Raw genomic sequence first — 25627 nt, 5'->3', positions numbered from 1 at the left:
TTCAAATGAAAACGTTATTTTGTAATATAACAACTAATTATTCAAACTGTATAAAAAAGAACCTCTACAATGTAGAGGTTCTTTTACGATTTTATAACATTGACATAGGATTAACACTATTTGCAGGGCCTGTTCCGCTGTAGATATACCCACCGACATGAATTTCGAAGTGTAGGTGTGGTCCAGTCGAGTTACCCGTGCTACCAAGTGCACCGATTTGTTGTCCCTGGCTGACACGTTGTCCTGCACGCGCATTCAATGAACTCATGTGCGCGTAAACCGTCGTATACGTTTTTCCGTTCAATTGGTGAGCAATCATGATGTGATTTCCGTAAGGACCACTACTAGAAGCCGTAATGACAGTTCCTGTTGCTGCTGCGACAATTGGTGTTCCAACCGGTGCACCAAAGTCGATTCCATTATGGAATCCATACCCATTTTCACCACTTGCTGAGCCGTATCCTTGTGTAGTCGCACCACTTGTCGGATGAATGAACAATGCTGAAGATGCAGCTGGAGCCGGAGCTGGATTCGGTGCTACTGGTGCTGGTTTTGGTGTTACAGGCGCTGGTGTCGGCGTTGATTGTTTTGTTGAATTCGTTGTTGCTTTTTGACGCGCTGCTTGTTTTGCAGCTTGCTCGGCTGCCGCTTTTTCTGCTGCAGCTTGCTCAACTGCTGCCTTTTCTGCCGCTGCCTGATCGGCTGCTGCTTGTGCTGCTTGAGCTTCAGCACGGGCTTTTGCTTCTCGTGCTTCTTGTGCTTTGCGCTCTTTTTCAATCCGTGCTTCACGTTCACGTGCCGCTTTTTCTGCCGCGATTGCTTTTTCTTGCGCAATCAAGATTTGTTGAACTTCTTTCGCGTCCATCAACTGTGTCTCAAATTTCTTTTTTTGCTTCTTAAGTTCTTTAATGCGTTTGTTTCGTTCACTGATTTGTTGTTCGAGCTCTGCCTGTTGACGCTTTAATTCTTTTTTCTCTGTCACAAGCTTTGCTTTTTTATCTTTAAGTTCTGCTTGGGCATTCGCTAATTTCTTTTGCGTGTTCTGGTAATCCGTAATCATCTTATCATCTTGTTGTGAGATGGATTTCCCCGCTAGCACACGGCTGACGAGATCTCCGACATCTTTCGAACCAAAGATGACTTCTTCCCATTTAATCGAATTACCATCATTTTCTTGCATGACACGTAAACGATCGCCGAGCAATTCTTCTTGACGTTTCAGCTTGGCTTTATATTTTTCGATTTGCTTACCAAGTTCGACGATTTCAGCTTCTGTCGCCTTGATTTGACGATCTTTTGCTTCGACGGCAAACATTTTTTCATTCAATGCTTCGTCTAAACGATTCACTTCTTGTTGTGTCTTCGAAATTTTCTCACCTTCGTGATTCACAGAAGACTCAAGATTTTTTTGTGTATTTTGGTTTTCTTGTTGCTTTTGTTCGTTTTTAGCTTTTTGTTCACTTAAATCATCTGCTGATGCAAAATAAGGAGTTGATGAAAGGACAAGTGCGGAAACGATGAGCGACGTAAACGTTTTTTTCATGTAGTATTCCCTCTTTTTCTCTATAATTTTATTGTAGTCAAAAGTATGCTTTATTTAAATTTCATTTTAATGTTTAAATTTTATAAGAACGTTTTTGATTATAGCATTCATTTTGCCTCTATTATATTTCAGTGAGATTTCATTTTGTATAAGTTTATTGGTTAATTATGTAATACGATGAAGCTCCTTTAGTGAAAATACCTGCGCGTTGCACCTTGAGGGAAGTTTTGGCACACTAGTGGTGTAAGGGAGGAATTATAGTGAAACTTGATCATACTGGAATTGCCGTCCGTGATATGCAAGAAGCCATTACTTTTTATACAACAATTTTAGGAGGGAAATTAGTCCGTGAATATTCAAACCCCGCTCCAGGCGTGGCATCGAATATCGCTGTCATTGAATTTGAAGATGCACACATTGAACTACTGACACCAACAAGCGCTGACAGCCCAATCGCTCGTTTCTTAAAACAACGTGGTAAAGGGGTACATCACATCGCTTACCGCGTTGACGATTTAGATCAAGCGATTCTCGATGCAAAAGAACAGGGACTTACGTTCCTCGAAGATACGTACCGGTCAACGCCTTTTGGCCGTCGTTTGATTTACATGAATCCGAGGCATTCACATGGGGTCATCACTGAGCTTTGCGATTACCCAAACGCTTAACGCAAAAACAAATCCCCTACACGACCTGTGAAGGGGATTTGTTTTGCATGAACTTATGCGAGCTTCGCTAACATTTCACGGTTGAACGCCGGAATATCATCTGGTTGACGACTCGAGACGAAGTTATCATCGACGACGACTTCAGTGTCTTCGAAATCAACCCCAGCATTTTCCAAATCGATTCGGATTGATTTATACCCTGTCATCTTGCGCCCCTTAACAATTTTAGCGTTAATCATTAATTGTGGACCATGACAAATCGCGAAGACTGGTTTCTTCGACATATCGAACTCTTCTACGAAAGAGACAAAACGTTCGTCTTCACGTAATAAATCTGGTGAAAATCCACCCGGAATCAACAGCGCATCATAGTCTGCCGGTGATGTTTGATCAATCGTGACATCAACAGAGACTTTTGCATCTTCTTGTTTACCAACGAGTTCTGCACCTTTTTCTGAACCGATGACTGTCACTTCATGACCTGCCCCTTTTAATGCGTCGACTGGTCCTGTGAACTCGACATCTTCGAAATGGTCCGCGAGTACGACTGCTACTTTTTTACCCATTAAAATCATCCCCCAATGTCTATATTACTTATCTTGTCCACGATCGCGAGGTGAAATCGGATCATCCGGCATAGCGTTCTTTCCTTCAAGAATTTCCTCTTGTTGCTCGGATGACAGTTTGCGTTCTTGTTCAGTTAAACGCTCTCGCTCATCTTCTAACTTTTCGTTTGGACGGTCAGTTTCTTTTGGCATACTGATTCCTCCCGTAAAAAAGAATAGTTTTTATTCGCTTAATGCTTCTACCACTTTTACCGATAAATCAACATCAATATTTCCGCGTGTCGCTTTAGAGTACGGGCAGAAACCATGCGCTTTTTCAAGTAATTCTTCTGCTTCTTCTTGCGAGACGCCGACAACTTCTACAACAAGTTTAGCTGCGATTTTAACGCCGTTATCTGCTTCGTCTTGTAAAAGACTCACTTCCGAGTTCGTCCGTGTTTCGACACGTTTTTTTGCTTGGCGTGCCATTAAATTATATGCACCATCGAAACATGCCGCGTATCCTGCCGCGAATAGTTGCTCTGGGTTTGATGTCGGAATATCTTCTTTACCTTTTGTACCAGGCATTACTAAATCTAAATTAATGACGTTATCGTCAGAAGAGACTTTTCCATCACGGCCCCCTACTGCCGCCGCGCGTGAAGTAAGAATTGTTTTAGTCATGAAATAGAACCCCTTTTCCTCTGGTTTGAGTAACTTTTTTGCCACATAAACAGTAATACCACTGACTGCCCGAGTATAAACAAATTCTCTACGCCTTTTATCAAGAAAAAAACAAGGTCACCCTGTGGGCGCCTTGTTTCACATGATTTCTTCTTCAGTTGGTGTAGTGGATTCTTTTTCAGGGAGTTGTAGATAAATCGATTTTACTTGGTGATTATCGACTTCCATCACTTTGACCGTATAGTCTTCATAACGGAACTCTTGACCGCTCGACACTTCCGTATCTTGCGCCATCACCCAACCACCGATTGTATCGATATCTTCTTCCTCGATTCCGAGGTTAAACCGCTCGTTCAAGTCATCGATTAGGACACGTCCAGAAATTCGATACAGTCGCTCATGAATTTGTTCGATGTCGGCCTTCTCATCTTTATCGAATTCATCACGAATCTCACCGACAATTTCTTCTAGTATGTCTTCCATCGTGATGACGCCGGCAGTACCACCATACTCATCGATGACTAACGCCATTGGTGTTCGTTCGACTTGCATTTTCAACATCGCATCTTGTAAAGGAGAATACTCTGAAACAATCGGCAAATTATGCACGTAATAACTTAACGCCTTCCCTTTATTCGCCATATGATCGGTGAACAGTTGCTTCGCATTGATGAAACCGAGGATTTTATCCTTGTCCCCTTCCTCTGCAACCGGATAGCGTGTGAACTGATATTCTTCGACAAGTGCGATGATTTCATCCATCGACGCATCATTGGAGATGGTAATCAAATCTGTTCGCGGCAACATGATGTCTTTTGCGATCCGTTCGTCAAAAGAAAAAATGTTCTGCATGTAAGACAGTTCAGTCTGGTTGATTTCACCACTCTTATAACTTTGTGTCATGATGATTTTAATCTCTTCTTCCGAGTGTGCTTCTTCATGCCCTGCCGGCTCTACACCGAACAAGCGCAAAAAGACTCGCGCTGATCCATTTAAAATCCAGATGAATGGCTTCATCACTTGACCAAACCAGTAAAGGGGTGGTGCAAGCAACATCGTAATCGCTTCTGTTTTTTGGATTGCTAACGATTTTGGTGCTAATTCACCTAACACAACATGAAGGAATGTGACGATTGAAAAGGCTAAGACAAACGAAACAATCGTAGAAATTGAATCGGGTAACGCAATCTCTACGAAGAGCATTTCCAGGATTGCACCTACTGTCGACTCTCCTAGCCACCCTAGACCAAGTGCTGTCACCGTAATCCCTAATTGACACGCTGATAAATAATAATCGAGGTTTTCCAATAATTTTTTGGCGATGACCGCTGTTTTATTTCCCTCTGTAATCAATTGATCGATTCGAGACATCCGCATTTTCACGACCGAGAACTCTGCCGCTACAAAAAATGCTGTCAAAACAATTAATAATCCAATAATGAGAAGCCTGATAATAATCGTTGTTGTGTCGAATGTCTCCATTGCATGTGTACTGTCCAATCGTTTCCCCAAGAGAAGGGGATTCACCTCCATTTAATTAAGCTCAGCTTGAGCTTTTGCGTAAAAAAGAAGCTTTTATAAAAATAAGCTTCTCCTCTTTTTCATATTCATACTATAACGGAACTTACACTAAATGTGTACTTGAAGCAACCTTTGCTTTTAGGTCAAACAATGTACAACATAAAGACGACAATCATTAAGAGCATGGCAATCCCTTTTAATAATGCACTTGATAAAATGCCTAAAACCGTTCCGATACCAATCGCCATTGATTCATTCCACGTCTTTTTACTGATGATTTTTTCTGTTAAGATTGCGAAAACAAACGGGAAAATCAACAGACCCACACCAGGAATAATGAACGGTCCTGCAATCAATCCGACTGTCGTTGCAATTTTAGCCGCACGTGACCCACCACGCCGATCGACTGTGTAAGAACTTACTAAATAGTCAAGCGTGAATAATAAAATGATAAATACCGACTGAATGAGCCAAAAACTAATCGTTAACTCGGTAAACCCGAAACCAAATCCATATATCAAAAAACCGATGATGAGTAACGGTGCACTTGGAATGATTGGATAAACAAGTCCTACAAAACTAGCTATGAAACAGACCGCAATCAGAATCCAAAGTAAAATCGTCATACATATCTCCCACTTTCTTTGTTCTCTCCTCCTAATTTACGTACAAGACACGAATTAAGTTTCAAGCAAGCGCTTTTTCTAAGACCTTTTCTAGATGCACACGATCCCAGTCATTCAGAGAAGACCAATCCAATTCTGAACAAACAAACGGGATAAACGTCTGAATTGTTGCCCGATGTTCGGACAAAGCATTTCGTTTCGCGCTCTCGAGTGACTCTAGCATCGTTGCAAGCACAGAAATATCTTCTTGTCCGTAGTGTCGCAGTTGATAAAACGTCTCGTATAGTAATTCCGAGAAAGTAACGCGTTTAACGATGACAGAGCCTTCGCCGCCGATTAACAGACTGCCATCCGGAAGCATCGCAAAATTGCGTAGCAGGTCACCGATTTGTCGAAGCGCGTGTCGCGCCGTATTCGGGTCGTTAATCCCCGGAGAAATTGCGCGTAAACCGACTTCAGATAACTTTTGGATGACAAACGTAAAATCTTGCACGGAAGAACGTGTTGGTCCAATGATGATTCCGGATTCCACACCTTCTTCGTTTGCAGTACCAATCGCTTGTCCTTTTGTCACGTAACTCCCAATCGTGACATCGACTTGAATATTCATTCCTTCTTTCGCCAATGCACCGTAATCAAGCAATTGCAAGTAACCAGACTCTGATGCGACGATTGGATATTGTAGCGAATCATAACCATCAGAAATAAAATGATGTTTTTCCGCTTTCAAATTATCAATTTGTTCCTCGATTAATTGACTGCCTTCCCGGTGCAAACGATCCAGTAATGTCGTCACACGAATCGATTGGCTAACGATATGGATGAAAGCAACGAAAGCAATGATTGAAATTAAGACGACGAGAACAGCAACGGCAGAAGCAACGACACTTCCTCGTAAAGAAGGACGAACGAAAAACAACATCGTAATCGAATACGTAACTGCCCCGATAAAGATTCCGAAAATATGTTGAACTTGTCGATTTTCGATGAAGTTCGGTAATGTTCGTGGTGAGAACTGTGATGAATAGGTCGTCAAGACGACTAAGATCGTCGAGAAGGTAAACGTCATCATCGTCAACAAACCAGCGAAGACAGAACTATGAATCGTTCTTCCTAAATCGAGCGTTGTTTTCCAATCGTCCGGAAAGTAGTTTTTTAAATATAAATCAGTCGCGAGGACACATGCCGTCAACAAGGCACCACCTACCCCATATAACAAGGGCCACCACCAGTTTGTCTCTTGATAAATCAGCTTCAATCGCTTCATCAACCCAACTCCATTCTTGATATATTGCTATATTTTTTAATTCCTGTTTCTTCATTTAGTGAAACCTTTATCATTCTTCTTTTTCAATAAAAGCTGAGTCACTTTATTTTGTGAAAGTGTCAGATTGTGTTTTACTTCTTTTCATAACGTGAATAACTTAATTGTTATCAAAAAGAATTGGAGATGAAAAGTCATGAAACAGACAAACGAGAACGTTCTGAAAACTGATTTCACAAAAATCTTCATCGATGGTCAGTGGCGCAAAGGCGCAAGTGACAGCAACATGGAAAATACGAATCCTTTCACAGGGGAAACACTATTTGAAATTTCAGCTGCAAACAATGACGATTTGGACGAAGCTTATCAAGCAGCGAAAATCGCTCAAAAAGAGTGGGCAAAAACACCGGCTCTTAAACGCCAAGGATTGATTGAACAGTTCTTGAAAGTCATGTACGAAGAAAAAGAAACCATCATCGATTGGTTAATTAAAGAATCAGGTAGTACACGAATTAAAGCTGAAGGTGAATTCCTTGCTTCCGTTTTAATCGTTAAAGAAGCAGCAACGTTCCCACTTCGGATGCATGGTGAAATTCGCCCATCTGTCGTACCAGGCAAAGAAAATCGCATCTACCGCAAAGCACTCGGCGTTATCGGCGTCATCAGCCCTTGGAACTTCCCGTTCCACTTAGCGGTCCGCTCGATCGCAACGGCAATCGCAATCGGGAATGCAGTCGTCGTCAAACCAGCGACTGATACACCCGTCTCAGGTGGGTTAATCTTCGCAAGCCTGTTTGAAAAAGCCGGTCTTCCAAAAGGTGTCTTGAACGTCATCGTCGGTCGCGGTTCTGAAATCGGCGATTCAATCGTTGAACACCCAGTTCCACGTTTAATCTCATTCACAGGTTCTACTGAAGTTGGTCGCCATATCGGTGAACTTGCTGGGAAACACCTGAAGAAAACTGCATTGGAACTCGGTGGTAACAATGTCTTCGTCGTTCTTGACGATGCTGATCTCGATCGTGCCGTCGAATCTGCTGTCTACAGCAAATTCTACCACCAAGGTCAGATTTGTATGTCAACGAACCGAATTCTTGTCGCAGATTCGATTCACGATGAATTCGTTGAAAAATACATTGCTCGTGTTAAAGAACTACAGTTCGGCGATCCATCAAAAGACCGTACACAAGTCGGTCCATTGATTAATCAATCACAAGTCGATCGTATTATGGAAGATATCGAAAAAACAAAAGCTGCAGGTGCTACAGTTCGTGTCGGTGGTGAAGCAAACGGGAATGTCATCGCACCAACGGTCGTGACTGGTGTAACGAACGATATGCCACTCGCTAAAAACGAAATCTTCGGACCTGTCGCAGTCATCATCCCGTTTAAAGATGACGAACATGCGCTTGAACTCGCAAACTCACTTCCATATGGTTTAAGCGGTGCCGTTCATGGTTCTTCAATCGAACGCGCGACTGAATTTGCGCTTCAAGTTGAAACAGGAATGATTCACATCAATGATCAGTCGGTCAACGATGAACCACATATGCCGTTCGGTGGCGAAAAAGACTCAGGTCTTGGTCGTTTCAACGGTGAATGGGTACTCGAAGAGTTCTCAACGGTTCAATGGGTATCTGTCATGCACGAACGTCGCCAATACAAACCATTCTTCGAATAAAATAAAAAAAATGCGGGCATTGCCCGCATTTTTTTTACATACTATTTAAAAGGAGTGTTACTAATGCCACTATTACGTTTTGATGTGATTGAAGGACGAAATGAAGAAGAGTTAAAGGTGCTCCTCGATACAGCGCATGATGCGATGGTCGAAGCTTTTGATGTACCGGAACGCGATCGTTACCAAATCGTTCACACGCATAAAGAACACGAGATGATTATTCAAGATACAGGACTCGGTTTCGAACGGACACGAAACCTTGTTTTGATTAGTGTCACGAGTAAATCGCGGACACAGGAGAAAAAACAAAAACTCTATCGCTTACTCGCGGAACGACTTGAAGCAAACTGCGGTCTCGCACCAAGTGACTTGATGGTGTCAATTGTTGAAAACGATGCCGCTGACTGGAGTTTCGGAATGGGCGAGGCACAATTCTTAACCGGAAAGTTGTAAATTCCAAATACCTTATTTCATCAAAAAAGCCCTAATTCCTAAAATGGAATTAGGTCAACGTGTAGACAAACTCTTATGAAGCGTGAACATGTTATAACGAGAGGCAATCCGTTCGCGCTTTCCTGTCTCGCCTCGTCTTTAAAGCGGCAATCTTCCGCGCCACTACAGCAAAGCTGCAGGGTCGCGACCGATTGCTTTTCGCTTTATAAGCGATTCGAGACGGATTGCGCTCTAAACCGTCTGCATGACTGGATTTCCGTCACGCTATTCCCTAAAAAGCGTCACGTTTCGTTGACTCCTACGGGGAAAGCAACGAAAAAGACGCTTGATTTCCCGATAGCACATTGTTTACACGTTGGCCTAATTCCTAAAAGGAAATTAGGTCTTTTTACTTGTATGAATCATCCATCTCAACCGTTCGCATGTAAAATCAGAGACCGCTCTCAATCAACCGTTTCTTCATCATTCTCTCGTTCTTTTGGATTCTCTCGCTGCAGCGGTGCTTTCCAACTAAACGTTTCCGGAACAAAGTCGAGTCCACCCGGGTGGAACGGTTGGCAACGTAACAGGCGACGTGTCGTCAAGTATCCACCTTTCATGGCACCATGCTGTTCAATCGCTTCTTTTCCGTAATGCGAGCAAGTCGGATAAAAGCGACATGTCGCCGGCTTCATCGGAGAAATCACTTTTTGATAGAAATGAATGCCACCAAGCATAACTTTTTTCATAATACTTCACCCTCTTTTTTTCATTTTAACGCATTCCTGCACTTATATCAGTTTAGATGATCTATAGTTAAATCCATTACTACTAAAAGGATGTGTTTCAGATGAAAGCTCTTACGTTCAGTTCATTCGGAGATTCCTCCGTCCTCACATATCAAGAAGCTCCAACTCCCGTTATTCAATCTCATGAGGTTTTAATCGAAATGAAGGCAATCGGTCTTAATTTCGCTGACATCTATCGCAGAAAAGGTAATTATCACTTAGAAGGAGCCGCTCCCTACATTTTAGGATATGAGGGTGCTGGTATCATCACTCAGATCGGGGAAGACGTTTCCGGACTTAACGTCGGTCAGCGTGTTGCCTTTGCCGATGTACCGAATGCGAACGCAGAACAGGTTGCCGCTCCCTGACGAGATTTCCTTTGAAGTCGGTGCTTCCCTGCTCCTACAAGGATTGACAGCCCATTACCTGACACGTGACAGCTACGCGATTCAACCACGCGATCTTGTTTTGATTCACGCAGCAGCTGGAGGTGTCGGACAACTGCTGACTCAAATCGTTCATTCGCATGGAGCCGTTCCAATCGGGCTGACCTCTTCCGAAGAAAAAGCACTCATCGCAAAAGAAAATGGTTGCGAAGAAGTTTTTCTTTATTCGGACGACTGGGTTGAGCAAATTCTGACAGTAACGAATAATCGTGGTTTCGATGTCGTCTATGAATCCATTGGTACAACATTAATGAACAGTTTTGACGTCACAAAAGTAAGAGGAACCGTCGTGTTTTACGGAATGGCCGGTGGAGATCCCGTCGCAGTCGACCTCCGCTTTTTAATGGATACATCAAAAACACTTACAGGCGGTGATTTGTGGAATGTTCTCACATCACGTGAAGAGCGGATTCGACGGGCGGGTGAGCTGTTCAGTTGGGTGATTTCAAATCAGCTCCATGTATCTGATCCAACTTCATTCCCACTCGCTGAGGGAGCACGTGCCCATGATTATCTTGAGAGTCGAAAAAGTACAGGCAAAATCCTCTTGATTCCTTAAAGACGCTCGTTTTTTGAAGCACGTCTCATTTTTTCCTACATTAAATACTATCTCTTTTAAAATCAATCACAATCAGTCATTACAAAATAGTAAAGATTTGATTAAATGAATTGCTTTCTATTCTGAAAGAGAGTAAAGTAAATCTCATCAAAACCGAAAACTCAAATAAGTTTTAAGTTTTCAAAAGGGGATTTATATTCATGTTTCGCTCAGAATGGAAAAAATTAAAAAGCCCGATGATGGTGATTGTCATCTTGGCAATCATTCTTGTTCCCTTTCTTTACAACTCCATTTTCCTATCTGCATTCTGGGACCCGTACGGTCAGACAGAAGAGATTAAAGTGGCCATCGTAAATGAAGACAAGACGATCAAGTATGAAGGTGAAAAAATTGATATCGGGGATCAATTCATCAAAAAATTAAAAAAGAACGATGACTTTGATTGGCAGTTTCTTTCAAGTAAAGAAGCCGAAAAACAGTTACGTTCCGGGGATATCTATATGACGGTCGTCATTCCAAAAAACTTTTCAAAGAATGCGACAACTTTACTCGATGAACATCCTAAAAAAATTGAACTCGAGTATTACTTGAACCCTGCTAAGAACTACTCAGGGACACAGATTTCAAGTAATGCCGCTAAACAGTTAAATGAAAAAATTCGAAAATCCGTAACGAAGCAATATAGTAGCGCCATCTTTGGAGCGCTAAAAAAAATTGCGCAAGGTCTTGAAGATGCCTCAGAAGGTTCGTCGAAGCTTGAAGATGGTGCCAACAAAACGACAGACGGTGCCAAAACGCTTACGACGAATCTCGGCAAACTGACAGATGGTACAAACGACTTGTCAACGAACTTAGCAAAGGCAGCGGATGGTTCGTCTCAACTCTCGACAGGTCTCAACACACTTAACGATGGTGCTCAGACGCTCGCTGAGAAATCTGATGAGTTATCGAGTGGTCTGAACCAGCTGGATGACAATAGCGGTAAACTCATTAAAGGATCAACTGACCTGCAAGCTGGTTCTACTCAACTTCGTCAAGGTCTTGAATCGGCTTCTGCCGGATCAACTCAACTGCGTCAAGGTATTGAGAGTGCTTCTGCTGGTGCATCAGAGTTAGATAGCAATCTTCCGAAATTCAATGCCGGACTCAATCAACTGAATGAAAAAGCACAGGAAGTGGATGCGACGATTACAAACTTGAACAGTGCCGCTGCAGCTTTAAAACAAGATTTAAGTGCTCGGCGTGAAGCAATTGAAGCTAACGTCGCAACAATCAAGGGAGTCATTTCTTCTTCTGAGAATTTATCGGAAGAAGAAAAACGTACGTTACTTGAATCGATTGCGACGATGGAACAAAATGTTCAGAGTCTCGCGCAACAAGAAACGGCTCTCGATGCTAGTCTTGCCGCTGCCAACGATGCGACAGATAAAATTAATCAGTTAGCAGTCGGTGGACAAAACATCGCATCCGCCGTCTCGCAACTTGACGGTGGTCTAGTAAAATTACTTTCAGGTGCAAAAGACTTGGAGCAAGGTCAAAACAAACTGCTTTCAGGTGCAAAAGACTTAGAGCAAGGTCAAACTGATTTTAATCAAGGATTAACGACGTATACAGATGGTGTTCATAAAGCAACTGACGGTAGTACACAGTTAACTGCCGGTGCTCAAAAAATTGCGACCGGGACAAACGATGCCAGTACGGCAATGGGAAGTTTGAACTCAGGACTCGGTCAACTGACAGACGGTGCGGTAGCACTTTCATCTGGGGCAGGTCAACTCACAGATGGTGCTTCGCGCTTAGCAGATGGTAACTCTAAACTGGCTGACGGAGCAAAAACACTCACTGATGAACTCGGTAAAGGTGCAAAAGACGCAACAGTCAAACCATCGAACGATCGTGACAACATGCTCGCTGAGCCTGTCGTATTAAAAGAACATGACTACTCGACCGTTAGCAACTACGGTTCCGGACTGTCTGCTTATATCTTAAGTATCGCTTTATTCGCTGGTGCGTTGATGTTCTCTTCGGTCTACCAGATTCGTCCAGCACACGGAGAGACGTTATCATGGCGCTTCCTCGTTGGTAAACTTTCTTTGATTTTACCAATCGGTGCATTGCAAGGGGTTGCCGCCGCGACCGCTATCGTTTACGTCCTCGATTCGACTGTCGCGAGTGTCCCTGCCCTCTATGGCTTCGCCGCCTTGACCGGGATGACGTTCATTACCTTGCTATTCGCTTTGACGATGTTATTTGGCCGCGTTGGACAATTCGCAGCGTTCCTGCTATTACTCCTTCAAATCGGTGGTAGTGGCGGTACGTTCCCAGTCGAAATGACACCAAGCTTCTTCCAGTATATTCACCCGTTCCTACCGATGACGTATTCAGTCAGTGGGTTCCGTGAAGCACTTGGACTCGGTGTCACAGATGCTCTTGCTTCTAATAGCCTAGTCCTCGGATCGATTCTAGCCGGAGCGTTAGTACTTGTCTTCGTAGGTGCTTTAAGCGCTAAACGTATTTTGCTTTCGACGAAAGCGAGAAAATCACATGACGCAGCATGAAAAAGAACAAGTCATCCTAAACGCGGCAATGGATTGTTTCTCTGAACTCGGTTATAAAGGAACGACGATTGAACGAGTTGCAAAGCGGGCCCATGTTGGAAAACCAACTGTTTATCAGCTGTTCGAAAGTAAGCTTGATTTGTTTGAATCTCTTGTAACCTTCGTGTTACAAGAGATGCGAACGGAAGCTGAGAATGCTTACGTCGAAGGTGCAAGCGTGGAAGCCAATAAACAGGCGATGATCGATGCAATCGTTAATCATCAGCAGCAACATTTATTCATCTTAAAAATTACAGAAGAGACGCACAACTTAAAACTACAAGAGATGCAAGAGTTACGAACCCGCATTGAAAAACATGTTGTTGACTATATTAAAAACTTACTCGAAACACGCCTCGAGCTAGATGTCAGTTCCTCTGGAATCCCGATTGATGTAACAGCGTTTCTACTGTTTCGAACGTATATCGCTTTGATTGCCGAATGGCCATTGATCGGCGATGAGCTTGACCTAAAAATCATCAGTCAAGCCATGCTCAAGCTACTGTAACCAAAAAGAATGACTTCTCCTGTTAAGGAAGAGTCATTCTTTTTTTGTCTAGTACTGCCTTCTTAGTGGCATGCCGTTTGACTAAATGGTATGTCTTTTTCATCGTCCTGAACAAGAAAACATTTTGATACAGCTTCTTCACCCACTCCCACCTATTCTTGTCTCTCTTCGTTTGATTCGAAATGAATCAATGATTTCCTTTTACAGAACCCCTTTATTTTGAGTTTAATCGTATACTTAAACTATCTTGCTTGAATGGAGTGTTACCCTGTATGCAATCGTATATGCTTCTCCCGCTTTATCTCTTGGTTCTGCTTGTCTACGTCATCATTTCACTGATTGATATGTGGAAATCCTATACGGCAAGCAGCAACTCGTCGGACTTCCTGTTTTTCATCTTGACGCTAGTCGCACTGTTTGCAGGCTTTCTGCTTGCCCCGATCCTGTCACTACTCTTTCATTGGAAACGCAACCGCCTCAAACGAAATATCGGGCTCGTCCTCTTCTTCATCCTCATCATTGCGTACATCGTAAGATTTTTTATTTCGTAAGTCAAAGCGGCGTCGTCTTTCTCGGCGCCCTCTCTTTTATCTATCGACTTCAACTTCTTCCCCCTAAAAACAATTTCCGTAACAACTCTTTTGACGGCATGTCTGACGCATTAAATGATTCGAGGTACGCCGCGTCATCATACGGTACATCCATAAATTCTACGTCCCAGTTCTCACTATCTCCTGACACGACCGCAAATGGTGCGATTGCCTCCGGTTGGCACCCTAACGCTCCCGGATTCACATATGTCGTTCCGTTTACTTGAACGAACTGTCGCGGATGGTGATGCCCAAAACAAATCAGGGTGGCACTCGTATCAGCAAATAACTGCGGAAGTGTTTCTTTATTACCATCAACCGTCGGACGAAGCGGTTCTTCTCCAATCATTGCCCGCACGTCCCGATAGGCATAATGCGTGAACAGGATACGCCGTGATTCAACTACTTTTGAGATGGTCCGCGGCAGTCGCCCTAAAAAAACTCGATTTTCTGCCGTTAATTGATTCGCAACCCAACTGTGATGTGCTTTCGCATGAAGATAACTGTCCGGATACCGTTCCCCATTCAATAATGCCAAGACATTTTCATCATGGTTTCCACTGATTGTCCGAATTTTTCTATCACTTCGAATCAAGTCAATCACTTCATTCGTCTCGGCACCGATTCCGACCAAATCACCGAGGCAATAAATCGTCTCAATATCTGGATCTTGATTGATTGTGTCAAGGACTGCTTTTAACGCTGACGCATTGCCGTGAATATCTGTAATAAGTGCAAATTTCATGTAACCGCCTCCATTCCAGGTTTACTAACGTTTCTTCTTCCTTTCCTCTTTTAAGCTGAAAGTGAACTGAAAAATAAATTGTCAGAAAATATTGATTATTCATTTAATGCATGTTAGGCTTAGAAAAATTCAAGCGAGAGGAGCACGACACGATGTACCTTCCACAAATTGCGGGCCGACTGATTATTCTATGCACGAGGGACTGAAAACTTTTCCGAGATTTTCCGGAATCGATTTTTGGGCCCTCCTTTCGATGCATCGAATGAGGCGCCCGCACTATTCATGGCGCCTATCCAGTTAACGGATAGGTTTTTTTAATGGAAAAATAGAGAGGATGAAGAAGAGTGAAGGATTATGCGATGGATCGAATGGTAAAGGTATCAGCCGGGATGGCGAATGCAGTGCTCGTTACACTTGGCGTGGGCTTATTGATTGAGACGTTCGGAAACTTATTACATATCGAAGTGTTACTGACGATTGGCGGCATCGCAAAAGTTTTACTTGCCCCGGCGCTCGGTGCCGGCATCGCCTATCAACTTGGTGGTAATACGCTCGTTCTCTTCAGCGCAATGATTGCGGCAACAATCGGTGGTGCTGCCCTCCAGCCGACTGAAGCCGGTCTCGTCTTAATTCCCGGTCAACCGATCAGTGCGTTGATTGCTGCAGCCGTCGCTGTTTATGTCGGAAAACGAATGACAGGCAAAACGAAGTTCGACATGATGGTGATTCCAATGTGTGCCGTACTTGCAGGAGGCATCACTGGTCTTGGTGCTGCTGCCGTAACGACACCCTTACTTACAAAATTCAGTGCAATGGTCACATCTTCTGTCGAAACATCGCCAATCGCGACTTCACTCGTCATCGCACTCATCTTTAGCGTAATTTTAATGTCTCCTGCTTCATCTGCAGCACTCGCCATTGCGCTTCAGCTTGATCCCGTCGCAAGTGCCGCTGCGCTTATCGGCTGTTCCGCACAATTCGTCGGTTTTACTTTGATGGCCTATCGCCAAACCGATCCCGGCGGTTTGATTGCCTCGTTCTTCGTGACACCAAAAGTTCAGTTTCCGAATATCGTCAAGAATCCGCGAATTGTAGCCGCACCGTTTTTAGCAGCTATGATCTCAGCGCCGGTCGCAACACTCGTGTTGTCATTAAAAGTTCCATATGAGTTAGCTGGACTTGGATTGAACTCGATGATTGCGCCACTCAATATTTTCGTCAATCAAGGGTTTAACGCGTTCGCCGTCTTCGTTGTTACAGGCATTCTCTTACCCGGCGTCCTCACATTCGTCTTCTACCGGGCGACAACATTGTTCGGTTGGACAAAAGTTGGCGATCTCCACCTTGAAATCCAATAAAGTATAAGCTATTCCCGTTCAATTAAGGGAATAGCTTTTTTAACGACAAAAAAAACTCGCTCATCAAAAGATGAACGAGTTTTCGGTATGATTCTGACTGGGCTCGAACCAGCGACCTCTACCCTGTCAAGGTAGCGCTCTCCCAGCTGAGCTACAGAATCATGATATCGTGTTGCTGGGTATGTCTTTATTATATCAGCATATCGAAAAGTGTAAAGTGTTTTTTCTAACTTTTTCATAAAAATTAAACCGTTTTAAAGTTGCAGCCCTTTAAACCGTCGTCTAGTATGTAATTAAGCACATACAAAAATAAAGGAGGGACATCTTTTGAACTTTTTAACACGTTTTAGCTTAAAAAACTCTGTCGCTGTATTTATCATCGCTATTCTTTTAGTGTTAGGCGGGGTCTATTCATTTACCCAACTCAAGGTCGACCAGTTTCCTGAAATCGAATTCCCGCAAATTTCAGTTGAAGCCGTTTATCCCGGTGCATCCCCTGAGGATGTCGATCAACAAGTCGTCTCAAAACTCGAAACCGCTCTCAAAGGGATTGAGGGATCAACAAAAATTTCGAGTTCTGCGTACGAAAGCATCGGGATCATCAATATTGAATTCCCGTTTGATACCGATATGGACCAAGTCGAGCAACAAATCGATGCGGCGATCCAGGATGCAAACTTACCTGAAGAAGCAAGTACTAAATTAAACCGCTTCTCCTTTGGTTCGTTCCCCATCTATAATATCTCCTTCTTTAGCAAAGACGGAGAAGACATTGAATCACTATTAAAAGATCAAATTGAGCCAGAATTGAACAAAATCCCAGGTATCAACAGCGTTTCGGTCGGTGGTTACAAAGATGACCTCGTCCAAATTACCGTTGATAAAAAGAAGGCGACAGCAGCCGGTCTGTCGCTCTCAAGTATTAAAGATCAAATCAATGCCAAATACGTCTCCTTCCCATCTGGACAACTTGCGGAAGGTGATTCCAAGATTCCAATTCGTGTCGAAGAAAAACTTGAAAATCTCGACAAAATCAAAAATCTACAATTAACATCGTCCATCGGTACTGCAGCTGCTCCAACAGGACCATCTACTGGTGCTACCGGAGGAACAGGTGCACCAACTGAAGCAACTGGTCAGGAGGCACCTCAAGAACCAGCAGAACCGATTCGTTTAAAAGATATTGCGGACATTGAATCCGTCTCAAAACAGAGCGAAAAAACGCGTTATAACCTAAAAGATTCACTCTCGATGGCAATCACAAAAAAACAGGATGCCAACACAGTTGAAATCGCTGATCAAGTCACAAAAATTCTCAACAAATATGAGGATCAAATCGATTATACAATCGGGATTGATTCAGCAAAAGATATCGAAGAGTCCGTTTCGACACTCGTCAAAGAAGGACTTCTCGGTGCTCTATTCGCTTCGATTGCTGTACTTCTGTTCTTACGTAATATTCGTGCGACCATCATCGCAATCATCTCGATTCCACTTTCACTATTGATTGCTGCGATCTTCTTGAACTGGCAGGACATTTCACTGAACATCATGACCCTTGGTGGGATGGCTGTCGCGGTCGGTCGGGTCGTCGATGACAGTATCGTCGTCATCGAGAACATTTTCCGAAGGGTCCGCAAGTCAGAACAAGGGATGACTAATGAAGTCATCGAACAGTCGACGAAGGAAATTTTAAAAGCGATTACTTCATCGACATTAACGACCGTTGTCGTGTTCTTACCCATCGGATTCGTTGGTGGAATTACTGGTAAGTTCTTCTTACCATTCGCTTTAACCATCATCTTCTCGCTACTCGCTTCATTGCTCGTCGCGATTACGATTGTTCCGATTTTAGCGAAGTTTGCATTCAAAAAGGTTCCGGCGGAAGAAAAAGAAGGCGTCCTCCAACGCTGGTACGGGACATTGATTGAAAAATCATTATCCCATAAAGCGATTATCTTGATTGTCTCTTTCTTACTCCTCGGTGGATCACTCGCCATCGTACCGCAACTTGGCTTTACGTTTATTCCGAATGAAGCTTCTAAAACATTGACAGCATCGCTTGAGCTTCCGGCTGCGACATCACTTGAAAAAACAAGTGACGTCTCACTGAAGATGGAAGAGATGTTTGACGATGAAGAAGCGATTGACGATGTGACGACGTCTGTCGGAGCGCGTGACTTCACGACAGGTCTTCGTCTCGATAATAAGGCAAGTTACTTCCTTAACTTAAAAGCAGATGCTGATGTCGAAAAAACAATCAAGTCACTTGAATCACAAATGGATGAGATTGCAGCCGCAGACGATGTTGATGCTAAAATCAGCATCGCCGAACTTTCGACTGGTGGTCCTCCTTCGAACAATAACGTGGACATCGATTTGTTCTCGAATGATCTCGAAGCGCTTCAAACAGCAGCAAAATTAGTCGAAGACAATATGAAAGAAAACAGTGATTTAAAATATGTTACAAATAACTTTAGTGAAAAACAAAAGCAATTCCTCGTTGAAATTGATACAGAGAAAGCAAGCGACCTCGGTCTCTCTGGTTTCCAAATTCTCGGTACCGTCAATGACCAAACGAAACCGGTCACGGTCGGCACGTTGACACTCGACGATAAGGAACAAGACGTTCAATTGTCTTATGCAAAAGAGTTAACATCACGTGAAGATCTTGAAGATGTTCAATTGTTCTCAGCGACAGGTCCTGTTCCTTTAAAAGATGTCGCTACAGTCAAAGCAGTCGATACGTTCACATCGGTTCAGAAACTCGATGGAAAAGTCTACGCACGTGTCTCAGGACAAGTGAAAGGCGATAACGTCCAAACGGTTTCGAGTGACGTTAAAGCAGATGTCGAGAAAATTGAGTTACCCGATGGTGTATCTCTCACCAGTGGTGGCGGTAATGATGATACGGTCGAAATCTTCCAGTCACTCGGAATCGCAATCGTCGTTGCGATTGGTCTCGTCTACTTGACGATGCTGATTACGTTCGGCAAGGCGCGTATCCCATTCATCATCTTGTCATCGCTCATTTTCGTACCAATCGGTTCACTCGTCACACTCTTCTTAGCGAACGAACCATTGTCCGTCAGTGTCATGATCGGATTCTTAATGTTGATCGGTATCGTAACGACGAACGCAATCGTTCTCGTCGATCGTATCGGACAAAATGTCACCCGTGGATTACCAATTCGTGAATCGCTCATCGAAGCTGGTAAAACACGTCTCCGTCCAATCTTGATGACGGCATTCGCAACAATTATGGCGCTCGTTCCACTTGCTCTAACGACTTCGTCCGGAACGCTGATTTCAAAAGGTCTTGCGTTGACGGTTATCGGTGGGTTAACGACTTCAACACTCTTAACGTTAATCATCGTACCTGTCGTCTATGAGTTATTCTTCTTCAAAAAGATCAAAAAAGAACGTAAAGCGTAACGAAAAACCCTTCTCGCCTGTGCGAGAAGGGTTTTTCAGCGTGTACAGATAACAATACGAATCTTCTTCCTTTTCCGTTGCCTTCCTCGGGTGAAGCGGTCTTGCCGGTAGAAAGCGAGTGGAAGAAAGCACGGCACTTTGTCTCGTCACTTCTTTATTTTTCAAGGTATTCATCTGTCCGTTCAATCGTTCCGTTATGTTTTGCGACTAGGCCATCCAAAACTGATGGTTCAAATTCCTCACCAATCGCGATCACCCCTGTCTTCCCGGGTGGTATGACCCCTAACGTCCGTTTAAACGTCTCTTGAATCGCTTGGTTTTCTTTCAATTCTTTTGATCCACCAATCAGCATACCAGTCATCGAACCGAGGAGAATCCCGAACGGACCACCCAGTATACCTACGGCCATCCCAATCAATGAACCTTTAAACGCTTTATTCGAACCACTTAAATCAACGGCATCCTCAAACGAAAATGCTCCATTCTCGCTTCGTTTAATGATTGCGACTTGCTCAAAATCCACTTGCCCGTTCGCATGATACTTCTTCAGTTCACTGAACACTTGATACGATGTTGATTCTTCTTCAAACGTTAACGTAATGATATGATGCTTTTCATCTTTTTTAGCCACAGCTTCCACCTCTTTCATACCAGACGGACCGATACAACTGAACGACGAAGCATACATCAAGTATTTACCATTTTTATATCCATATGAAACCTTTTAGCAGACTTTAGACGATTGAAATTCTATAACTTTGGGTAAAATAACATGTACGTGCTTTTTCTAAATAATGAATCATGTAAGGGGCGAATCTGTGATGTCAATTTTAGATTATGCCTTCATCCTCGTATCACTGTTTTGGCTACTCGAATTGTTTCTCTTTCGAAATCGTCAAAAAGAATCATCTCCATACGCAGAACAACGTAGTTTCTACTTAATTTTCATAACGTTGTCTCTCACAATTATTTTCTCGTTGCTATTCAGTCGAACAGACGAAAGTCTCCCTCGACAAATTATCGGACTAGGTTGTTTAGGAGGCGGAGTCTTTTTACGTTACTGGGGCATTCTCCACCTAAAGAACCAATTTACGCGGCACGTTACGGTAAATACGGGTGACCGTCTTGTCAGTACGGGACCGTATCGGACATTACGCCACCCACTTTATACTGGACTATTGTTTATCACGATCGGTTTCCCGTTATTTTTTGCTAATTGGATCGTTACGATTGTTGCCGGTCTTGTGATGTTCTTTATGTTGCGCCACCGGATTCGAATTGAAGAAACGTTACTCACAGCCGGTTTTGGTCCAGCTTATACGCAATGGGCGACGACACGAAAACGTTTGATTCCTTTCATTTATTAAATTCTAAGGAGAAGTGATTCTATTGAAAAAACAAGCAGTGGTTGTCGGAGCAGGTTTAGCAGGAATGTCAGCAGCGATCCGTCTCGCGGGAGACGGTTATGCCGTCACGATGCTCGAGCAGAACGGCAATGTCGGTGGGAAGTTGAATCAACGAAGCGGGAAAGGATTTACGTTTGATACAGGTCCTTCTATCTTAACGATGCCTTGGGTCCTCGAACAACTTTTCTCAAGCGTGCATCGTCGCCTCGAAGACTACTTAGAAATTGAACGAATCGAACCTCAATGGCGGACGTTTTTCGAAGACGGGACAGAACTCGACGTCAAAGGTGACTTACCTGGCATGCTCGATGAATTTAAAAAAGTTTCGGATCAAGCCGATTTTGTTGAACTCTTCGGTTACTCTAAAAAAATGTATGACCTGTGTTTAGATAGCTTTTATAAATATAGTCTTGAAGACTTAAAAGATTTAAAGAAATACCATACGATGTCCGAGTTACTTAAGATGGATCCGTTGAATACAGTTGCGAGTGGAACAAAAAAACATTTGAATAACAAACATCTCGAGCAATTGTTTAATTACATGGTGATGTATGTCGGTTCCAATCCATACGAAGCACCTGCCGTCTTCAACCAAATGATTTATGTCCAAATGGGAATTGGCATCTATTACGTCAAAGGCGGTATGTATAAGATTGCTGAAGCGATGCAAGCATTGCTTGACGAATTGCGTGTCACTGTTCACGTCAACACGCCGGTCGAACGTGTCGTCGTCGAAGGAAAACGCGCAGTCGGTGTCGAGGCAAAAGACGGTACGTTTTACCCGGCTGATGTCGTCGTCTCGAATCTCGAAGTCATTCCGACTTATCAAAACCTTGTTCCGGACAAAAAAGCAGGCAAACAAGCGAAAAAGTTAAATGATTCGTTTGTTCCTTCTGTGTCTGGTCTCGTCTTGTTACTCGGAGTCAACCGTGAATACGAATCATTAAAACATCATAATTTCTTCTTCTCGGAAAATCCAGAACGCGAATTTGCACAAATGTTCAAGGATGGTGTACCACCTGAAGATCCAACGATTTATGTTGGTGTCTCGTCGAAATCTGACGCTTCACAGGCACCGGAAGGAAAAGACAATCTATTCGTTTTGACGCACGTTCCTCCCCTTACGAAAAACCCCGCTGGTAAAACGGATTGGGATGCGTATCGCGAAGTCGTCCTCGACAAACTTGAACGGATGGGACTAGACGGTTTACGCGATTCGATTGAATTCGAATATCGTTTTACACCGGAAGACTTACAATCACTCTATGGACCGAATGGCGGTTCGATTTACGGTGTCGCTGCAGATCGGAAAAAGAACGGCGGCTTTAAAATCCCTTCGAAAAGTGACCTGTACGAGGGACTTTACTTCGTCGGTGGTTCGACGCACCCAGGTGGCGGTGTGCCGATGGTCACATTGTCCGGCCAACTGACGGCAGACTTGATTAAGAAACATGAAGGCGCCGTCAACGTTTAAGTATGACCCTATACAAAAGAGGCAGTGATTTCCGGTACGTACACGGAAGTCACTGCCTCTTTTAGTTCACCTTGTGACTTGCCGACTTCCGCTATAGCATTCCCCTTCAAAGTCGAGTCGGTACACAGCAGGCATCGGTAACGTTTGCCAAAAGGCATAGTCATACTGCGCATCAAAATGCTGCATCAATAAGGCCATGATGTTTCCATGTGTTCCGATGACAAGCACCTCTTCTTGATGCGTCCGCAGTAACTCGATCGTACTTGCGACGACACGTTCTGTCGCCACTTGATTCGACTCACCACCGTACGGATTATCATCCGGATGTTCCCAAACGACACGGACTGCTTCTTGAAAATCAGCCAAGGCCCCCGGAGCAAGCACTCGCTCCGCGAAATTTGACTGTTCCTTAACAGCGAGCCTCCGATTTGCTGCTAAAGGTTGAACTGTTTCACGTGCTCGCCTGTATGGACTCGTATACACATGATCTACTGCAATATTTTGAAACACTGAAACTAATGCTTCGGCATCTTGCTTTCCTTTCGCCGATAACGGACGATTTCGTTCATCGGTTGAATACGTTGAATGCGCATGGCGCACAAGATAGATAGTCGTCATGATATTCCCCCTTATGTTGACCAATCCGGGTAATCCGTTAACCGATAACCGATTCCCCGAACCGTCTCTAAATACCGATCAATCGGAAATTCCGCGTCACGTAATTTTTCTCGGACATGTCGAATATGCGAATCGACGGTTCGAGGTTCAAGCATGTTTTCATAACCCCAAACAGATTCCAATAAACGTTCCCGCGAAAGGATCGTGTTCTTGGCATGTAGCAGTTTTCCGAGTAACTGAAATTCTTTTTTCGTAAGTGAAATTCGCTGACCCTCGTATTCACAGCGATAGGCAGCAGAATTATACTGAAGACCATGAAAATTAATTTCTCCATTTCGAGACTTCCCGATTAACAATTCGATTCGAGCAAGCAACTCTCCTTCTTGAATCGGTTTTGAAACATAGTCATCTGCGCCGACTTCGTGACCACGCAAAACATCTTCTCGTTGATTTCGGGCTGTCACCATAATGATTGGAAAATCAGCGAACTGCCGGATAGTTTGACATAATTTCCAACCGTCGACTTCGGGCATCATGACATCTAGTAATGCTAAGTCAATCGGAACCGTTTGAACGAGTTGTAAGGCTTTTTCTGCTGATTCAGCTAAAAAACAAATGTGTCCATAGGGCTTTAAATATAACTGAAGCAACTGCCGCATACGTGCTTCATCATCCACGATCAATATACGTGCCATCTTTGTTACACCTCCCATTGGACAGTTACTGTCGTCCCTTGATTTTTTCGACTTTTAATCTCTAAGCTAGCCCCATGCGCTTTGACGATGGCACTCGCAATCGCCAGACCGATTCCTGATCCGCCACGATTCCGAGAGCGCGACGGTTCACTTCGGTACAACCGTTCTGTGACCCGCTTGATTTCATTTTCCTCTATCCCAATCCCCGTATCTCGAACCGCAAAAAAGGGCCCACCTGAATTTCTACCATAATTGATTTCAATGGATCCGGTTTCTGTATATTTCCGTGCGTTATCAAGAAGATTCAATACGACTTGACCGAGACGAACGTCATCTCCTTCAATCGTTACAGCGTCACCCATGACCGTTAGTGTTAATCCTTCCGCTTCAATCGCGGGACGAACTTTCTCGACAAGTGATGGAATGAGTTGCTCAAGTGATACCGGTAACCGTTTAATCAAGAATTCATTTTCATCTAAACGTGCTAATAGAAGAAGTTGCTCAATCAATTCCGTCACCTGCATGCTTTCCTCTTGAATAATCTTAATATACGAAGCTTTTTCAGATTCTGTTAAATCAGGTCGGCTTAAGATATCCGCATAACCTTTCATATAAGTTAACGGTGTTCTCAATTCATGGGAAACATTTGCTAAAAATTCGGTACGTTCCCGATTCAGAAGATCGAGATCTTTCGCAAGTTTTGTAATCGAACGTGCCAACGCGCCTAGTTCGTCTTGCCGTTCGACCGGCAAATCAGCAGACAAGTTCCCTCTACCAAGTTCTGCCGTCGCCCGTTCCATTTCGATTAAAGGACGTGAAATCACCCGCGTAAAGAACCAAACAACAAAGACCGTCAAGACGAGTGCGACGATTCCCATTCGTATAAATTGCCGGGTTAACGGATCAACTACTCGTTGTATTAAATCTGCCTGGGCGAACATGAACACATGACCTACGTGTTTTCCCGATACAGTGATCGGGCTATCTGTCATCAAGTAGTGCCCTTTCGTCTCGGATGGATTAACAATCCGACTGTTTTGCTGGTATGTAAAGTCGGTATGGACAAGTTTTTGTCGCATCTCATCCGTCAGTCGGTCAGATGTACTTTTGATTTGTCCATATTGATCGGTCACGACAACCGTGAACTCGGACGTCGATTCCATCAAACTGACATGATGAATCGTCTGCTCCGTGAAGGACTGCTCGAGTACGTCACGATGCGTATCCCCCCGATTCAATAGACCTAACATGACTTCATCCGAACGATCTTCGACAAGATTCAAGTACAAAGCACCAAACAAAATACCTCCAGTCACTAAAAAAGCACTCAAAAATAGTACTCCGATATAGTGCGATATGCGTTTCAAGTCATCCCTCCTCATACCATGCTCTTCTTGTTCATTATAAACACCAATTGATTTTAGACTTCAACTGAAAGGTACAG

General features: G+C 43.6%; 23 protein-coding genes, 1 tRNA gene and 1 pseudogene. 11 read left to right on the top strand and 14 right to left on the bottom strand.

Going from position 1 to position 25627, the window contains the following annotated elements:
* Window positions 1-91 precede the first annotated feature (91 nt).
* A complete protein-coding gene (locus A0126_RS02670; RefSeq protein ID WP_088836345.1) occupies window positions 92-1543 on the bottom strand; it encodes a murein hydrolase activator EnvC family protein in 1452 nt (483 codons plus the stop codon).
* Window positions 1544-1803: 260 nt separating this feature from the next.
* Here A0126_RS02670 and A0126_RS02665 point away from each other — a divergent pair, with 260 nt between their 5' ends.
* The gene (locus tag A0126_RS02665; RefSeq protein ID WP_029332666.1) at window positions 1804-2211 is read left to right on the top strand and encodes a VOC family protein; all 408 of its coding nucleotides are present in this window, start codon (window positions 1804-1806) and stop codon (window positions 2209-2211) included.
* Window positions 2212-2264: 53 nt separating this feature from the next.
* On the opposite strand, the gene A0126_RS02660 is transcribed toward A0126_RS02665, so the two are convergent.
* The 6 genes from A0126_RS02660 to A0126_RS02640 all read right to left on the bottom strand — a co-directional run bounded on the left by A0126_RS02660 (window position 2265) and on the right by A0126_RS02640 (window position 6854).
* Window positions 2265-2777 (bottom strand): type 1 glutamine amidotransferase domain-containing protein, encoded by a 513-nt coding sequence (locus A0126_RS02660; protein WP_088836344.1) that lies wholly within the window; start codon window positions 2775-2777, stop codon window positions 2265-2267.
* A gap of 24 nt (window positions 2778-2801) precedes the next feature.
* Window positions 2802-2969 carry a hypothetical protein gene (locus A0126_RS19370; RefSeq protein WP_204251418.1) on the bottom strand — a complete coding sequence of 56 codons (168 nt, stop codon included), beginning with the start codon at window positions 2967-2969 and terminating at the stop codon, window positions 2802-2804.
* A gap of 30 nt (window positions 2970-2999) precedes the next feature.
* Entirely contained in the window at window positions 3000-3440 is a 441-nt protein-coding gene (locus A0126_RS02655) for an Ohr family peroxiredoxin (protein ID WP_088836343.1), read from the bottom strand.
* Between the two features lie 138 nt (window positions 3441-3578).
* Window positions 3579-4922, bottom strand: a complete 1344-nt coding sequence (locus A0126_RS02650; RefSeq protein ID WP_088838425.1) for a hemolysin family protein — start codon at window positions 4920-4922, stop codon at window positions 3579-3581.
* 182 nt (window positions 4923-5104) lie between these two features.
* Window positions 5105-5587, bottom strand: a complete 483-nt coding sequence (locus tag A0126_RS02645; protein ID WP_088836342.1) for a DUF456 domain-containing protein — start codon at window positions 5585-5587, stop codon at window positions 5105-5107.
* A 61-nt stretch (window positions 5588-5648) separates the two neighbouring features.
* Complete coding sequence (locus A0126_RS02640; RefSeq protein WP_088836341.1) at window positions 5649-6854, bottom strand: DUF2254 domain-containing protein; 1206 nt, start codon at window positions 6852-6854, stop codon at window positions 5649-5651.
* A 193-nt stretch (window positions 6855-7047) separates the two neighbouring features.
* Here A0126_RS02640 and A0126_RS02635 point away from each other — a divergent pair, with 193 nt between their 5' ends.
* Together A0126_RS02635 and A0126_RS02630 are read left to right on the top strand one after the other, a co-directional pair.
* Entirely contained in the window at window positions 7048-8532 is a 1485-nt protein-coding gene (locus A0126_RS02635; protein ID WP_088836340.1) for an aldehyde dehydrogenase family protein, read from the top strand.
* Between the two features lie 63 nt (window positions 8533-8595).
* Window positions 8596-8985 carry a tautomerase family protein gene (locus A0126_RS02630; RefSeq protein ID WP_088836339.1) on the top strand — a complete coding sequence of 130 codons (390 nt, stop codon included), beginning with the start codon at window positions 8596-8598 and terminating at the stop codon, window positions 8983-8985.
* A 443-nt stretch (window positions 8986-9428) separates the two neighbouring features.
* Here A0126_RS02630 and yidD read toward each other — a convergent pair whose 3' ends face one another.
* Complete coding sequence (gene yidD, locus A0126_RS02625) at window positions 9429-9713, bottom strand: membrane protein insertion efficiency factor YidD (protein ID WP_088836338.1); 285 nt, start codon at window positions 9711-9713, stop codon at window positions 9429-9431.
* 101 nt (window positions 9714-9814) lie between these two features.
* Here yidD and A0126_RS02620 point away from each other — a divergent pair.
* The 4 genes and pseudogenes from A0126_RS02620 to A0126_RS02605 all read left to right on the top strand — a co-directional run bounded on the left by A0126_RS02620 (window position 9815) and on the right by A0126_RS02605 (window position 14413).
* Window positions 9815-10757 (top strand): annotated as a pseudogene (locus tag A0126_RS02620) (quinone oxidoreductase).
* A gap of 200 nt (window positions 10758-10957) precedes the next feature.
* Entirely contained in the window at window positions 10958-13315 is a 2358-nt protein-coding gene (locus tag A0126_RS02615) for a YhgE/Pip domain-containing protein (RefSeq protein ID WP_088836337.1), read from the top strand.
* Window positions 13302-13862: a TetR/AcrR family transcriptional regulator gene (locus tag A0126_RS02610; RefSeq protein ID WP_088836336.1), complete on the top strand. Its 561-nt coding sequence runs from the start codon at window positions 13302-13304 to the stop codon at window positions 13860-13862. The genes A0126_RS02615 and A0126_RS02610 overlap by 14 nt, the downstream gene beginning before the upstream one ends.
* 272 nt (window positions 13863-14134) lie before the next feature.
* Window positions 14135-14413, top strand: coding sequence for a hypothetical protein (locus A0126_RS02605; protein WP_088836335.1), 279 nt, complete (start codon window positions 14135-14137; stop codon window positions 14411-14413).
* A gap of 49 nt (window positions 14414-14462) precedes the next feature.
* Here A0126_RS02605 and A0126_RS02600 read toward each other — a convergent pair whose 3' ends face one another.
* Window positions 14463-15197 (bottom strand): metallophosphoesterase family protein, encoded by a 735-nt coding sequence (locus A0126_RS02600; RefSeq protein WP_088836334.1) that lies wholly within the window; start codon window positions 15195-15197, stop codon window positions 14463-14465.
* A gap of 359 nt (window positions 15198-15556) precedes the next feature.
* On the opposite strand from A0126_RS02600, the gene A0126_RS02595 reads away from it, so the two are divergent.
* A complete protein-coding gene (locus A0126_RS02595) occupies window positions 15557-16555 on the top strand; it encodes a PTS sugar transporter subunit IIC (RefSeq protein ID WP_088838424.1) in 999 nt (332 codons plus the stop codon).
* 88 nt (window positions 16556-16643) lie between these two features.
* On the opposite strand, the gene A0126_RS02590 is transcribed toward A0126_RS02595, so the two are convergent.
* Window positions 16644-16716: transfer RNA gene (locus A0126_RS02590), tRNA-Val, on the bottom strand.
* A gap of 166 nt (window positions 16717-16882) precedes the next feature.
* Between A0126_RS02590 and A0126_RS02585 the strand changes: the two genes are divergently transcribed.
* On the top strand, window positions 16883-19990 hold the full coding sequence (locus A0126_RS02585; RefSeq protein ID WP_088836333.1) for an efflux RND transporter permease subunit: 3108 nt from the start codon (window positions 16883-16885) through the stop codon (window positions 19988-19990).
* Between the two features lie 154 nt (window positions 19991-20144).
* Here the strand turns inward: A0126_RS02585 and A0126_RS02580 are convergent, their stop codons facing one another.
* Window positions 20145-20621 carry a DUF456 domain-containing protein gene (locus A0126_RS02580; protein ID WP_088836332.1) on the bottom strand — a complete coding sequence of 159 codons (477 nt, stop codon included), beginning with the start codon at window positions 20619-20621 and terminating at the stop codon, window positions 20145-20147.
* Window positions 20622-20811: 190 nt separating this feature from the next.
* Here A0126_RS02580 and A0126_RS02575 point away from each other — a divergent pair, with 190 nt between their 5' ends.
* Together A0126_RS02575 and A0126_RS02570 are read left to right on the top strand one after the other, a co-directional pair.
* Window positions 20812-21357, top strand: a complete 546-nt coding sequence (locus tag A0126_RS02575) for a methyltransferase family protein (protein ID WP_088836331.1) — start codon at window positions 20812-20814, stop codon at window positions 21355-21357.
* 22 nt (window positions 21358-21379) lie between these two features.
* The gene (locus tag A0126_RS02570; RefSeq protein ID WP_088836330.1) at window positions 21380-22870 is read left to right on the top strand and encodes a phytoene desaturase family protein; all 1491 of its coding nucleotides are present in this window, start codon (window positions 21380-21382) and stop codon (window positions 22868-22870) included.
* A gap of 66 nt (window positions 22871-22936) precedes the next feature.
* On the opposite strand, the gene A0126_RS02565 is transcribed toward A0126_RS02570, so the two are convergent.
* Genes A0126_RS02565 through A0126_RS02555 form a run of 3 tightly spaced genes read right to left on the bottom strand, consistent with a single transcriptional unit; the run spans window position 22937 to window position 25550 of the window.
* A complete protein-coding gene (locus tag A0126_RS02565; protein ID WP_088836329.1) occupies window positions 22937-23488 on the bottom strand; it encodes a histidine phosphatase family protein in 552 nt (183 codons plus the stop codon).
* A gap of 11 nt (window positions 23489-23499) precedes the next feature.
* A complete protein-coding gene (locus A0126_RS02560) occupies window positions 23500-24183 on the bottom strand; it encodes a response regulator transcription factor (protein WP_088836328.1) in 684 nt (227 codons plus the stop codon).
* Between the two features lie 5 nt (window positions 24184-24188).
* Window positions 24189-25550, bottom strand: coding sequence for a sensor histidine kinase (locus tag A0126_RS02555; RefSeq protein WP_162288266.1), 1362 nt, complete (start codon window positions 25548-25550; stop codon window positions 24189-24191).
* Between the last annotated feature and the right edge of the window lie 77 nt (window positions 25551-25627).

The organism is Exiguobacterium sp. N4-1P, from assembly GCF_002214325.1.
The sequence above is the reverse complement of the archived record's forward strand: the minus strand, read 5'-3'. Positions and strand labels throughout refer to the sequence as shown.

Bases quoted from the DNA above. Each gene is read 5' to 3' on its own strand.
- A0126_RS02670 (WP_088836345.1), bottom strand. From the start codon at position 1,543: ATGAAAAAAACGTTTACGTCGCTCATCGTTTCCGCACTTGTCCTTTCA.
- A0126_RS02595 (WP_088838424.1), top strand. From the start codon at position 15,557: ATGGATCGAATGGTAAAGGTATCAGCCGGGATGGCGAATGCAGTGCTC.
- A0126_RS02610 (WP_088836336.1), top strand. From the start codon at position 13,302: ATGACGCAGCATGAAAAAGAACAAGTCATCCTAAACGCGGCAATGGAT.
- A0126_RS02645 (WP_088836342.1), bottom strand. From the start codon at position 5,587: ATGACGATTTTACTTTGGATTCTGATTGCGGTCTGTTTCATAGCTAGT.
- A0126_RS02635 (WP_088836340.1), top strand. From the start codon at position 7,048: ATGAAACAGACAAACGAGAACGTTCTGAAAACTGATTTCACAAAAATC.
- A0126_RS02615 (WP_088836337.1), top strand. From the start codon at position 10,958: ATGTTTCGCTCAGAATGGAAAAAATTAAAAAGCCCGATGATGGTGATT.
- A0126_RS02630 (WP_088836339.1), top strand. From the start codon at position 8,596: ATGCCACTATTACGTTTTGATGTGATTGAAGGACGAAATGAAGAAGAG.
- yidD (WP_088836338.1), bottom strand. From the start codon at position 9,713: ATGAAAAAAGTTATGCTTGGTGGCATTCATTTCTATCAAAAAGTGATT.
- A0126_RS19370 (WP_204251418.1), bottom strand. From the start codon at position 2,969: ATGCCAAAAGAAACTGACCGTCCAAACGAAAAGTTAGAAGATGAGCGA.
- A0126_RS02565 (WP_088836329.1), bottom strand. From the start codon at position 23,488: ATGACGACTATCTATCTTGTGCGCCATGCGCATTCAACGTATTCAACC.
- A0126_RS02660 (WP_088836344.1), bottom strand. From the start codon at position 2,777: ATGGGTAAAAAAGTAGCAGTCGTACTCGCGGACCATTTCGAAGATGTC.
- A0126_RS02640 (WP_088836341.1), bottom strand. From the start codon at position 6,854: ATGAAGCGATTGAAGCTGATTTATCAAGAGACAAACTGGTGGTGGCCC.
- A0126_RS02650 (WP_088838425.1), bottom strand. From the start codon at position 4,922: ATGGAGACATTCGACACAACAACGATTATTATCAGGCTTCTCATTATT.
- A0126_RS02575 (WP_088836331.1), top strand. From the start codon at position 20,812: ATGTCAATTTTAGATTATGCCTTCATCCTCGTATCACTGTTTTGGCTA.
- A0126_RS02655 (WP_088836343.1), bottom strand. From the start codon at position 3,440: ATGACTAAAACAATTCTTACTTCACGCGCGGCGGCAGTAGGGGGCCGT.
- A0126_RS02605 (WP_088836335.1), top strand. From the start codon at position 14,135: ATGCAATCGTATATGCTTCTCCCGCTTTATCTCTTGGTTCTGCTTGTC.
- A0126_RS02560 (WP_088836328.1), bottom strand. From the start codon at position 24,183: ATGGCACGTATATTGATCGTGGATGATGAAGCACGTATGCGGCAGTTG.
- A0126_RS02600 (WP_088836334.1), bottom strand. From the start codon at position 15,197: ATGAAATTTGCACTTATTACAGATATTCACGGCAATGCGTCAGCGTTA.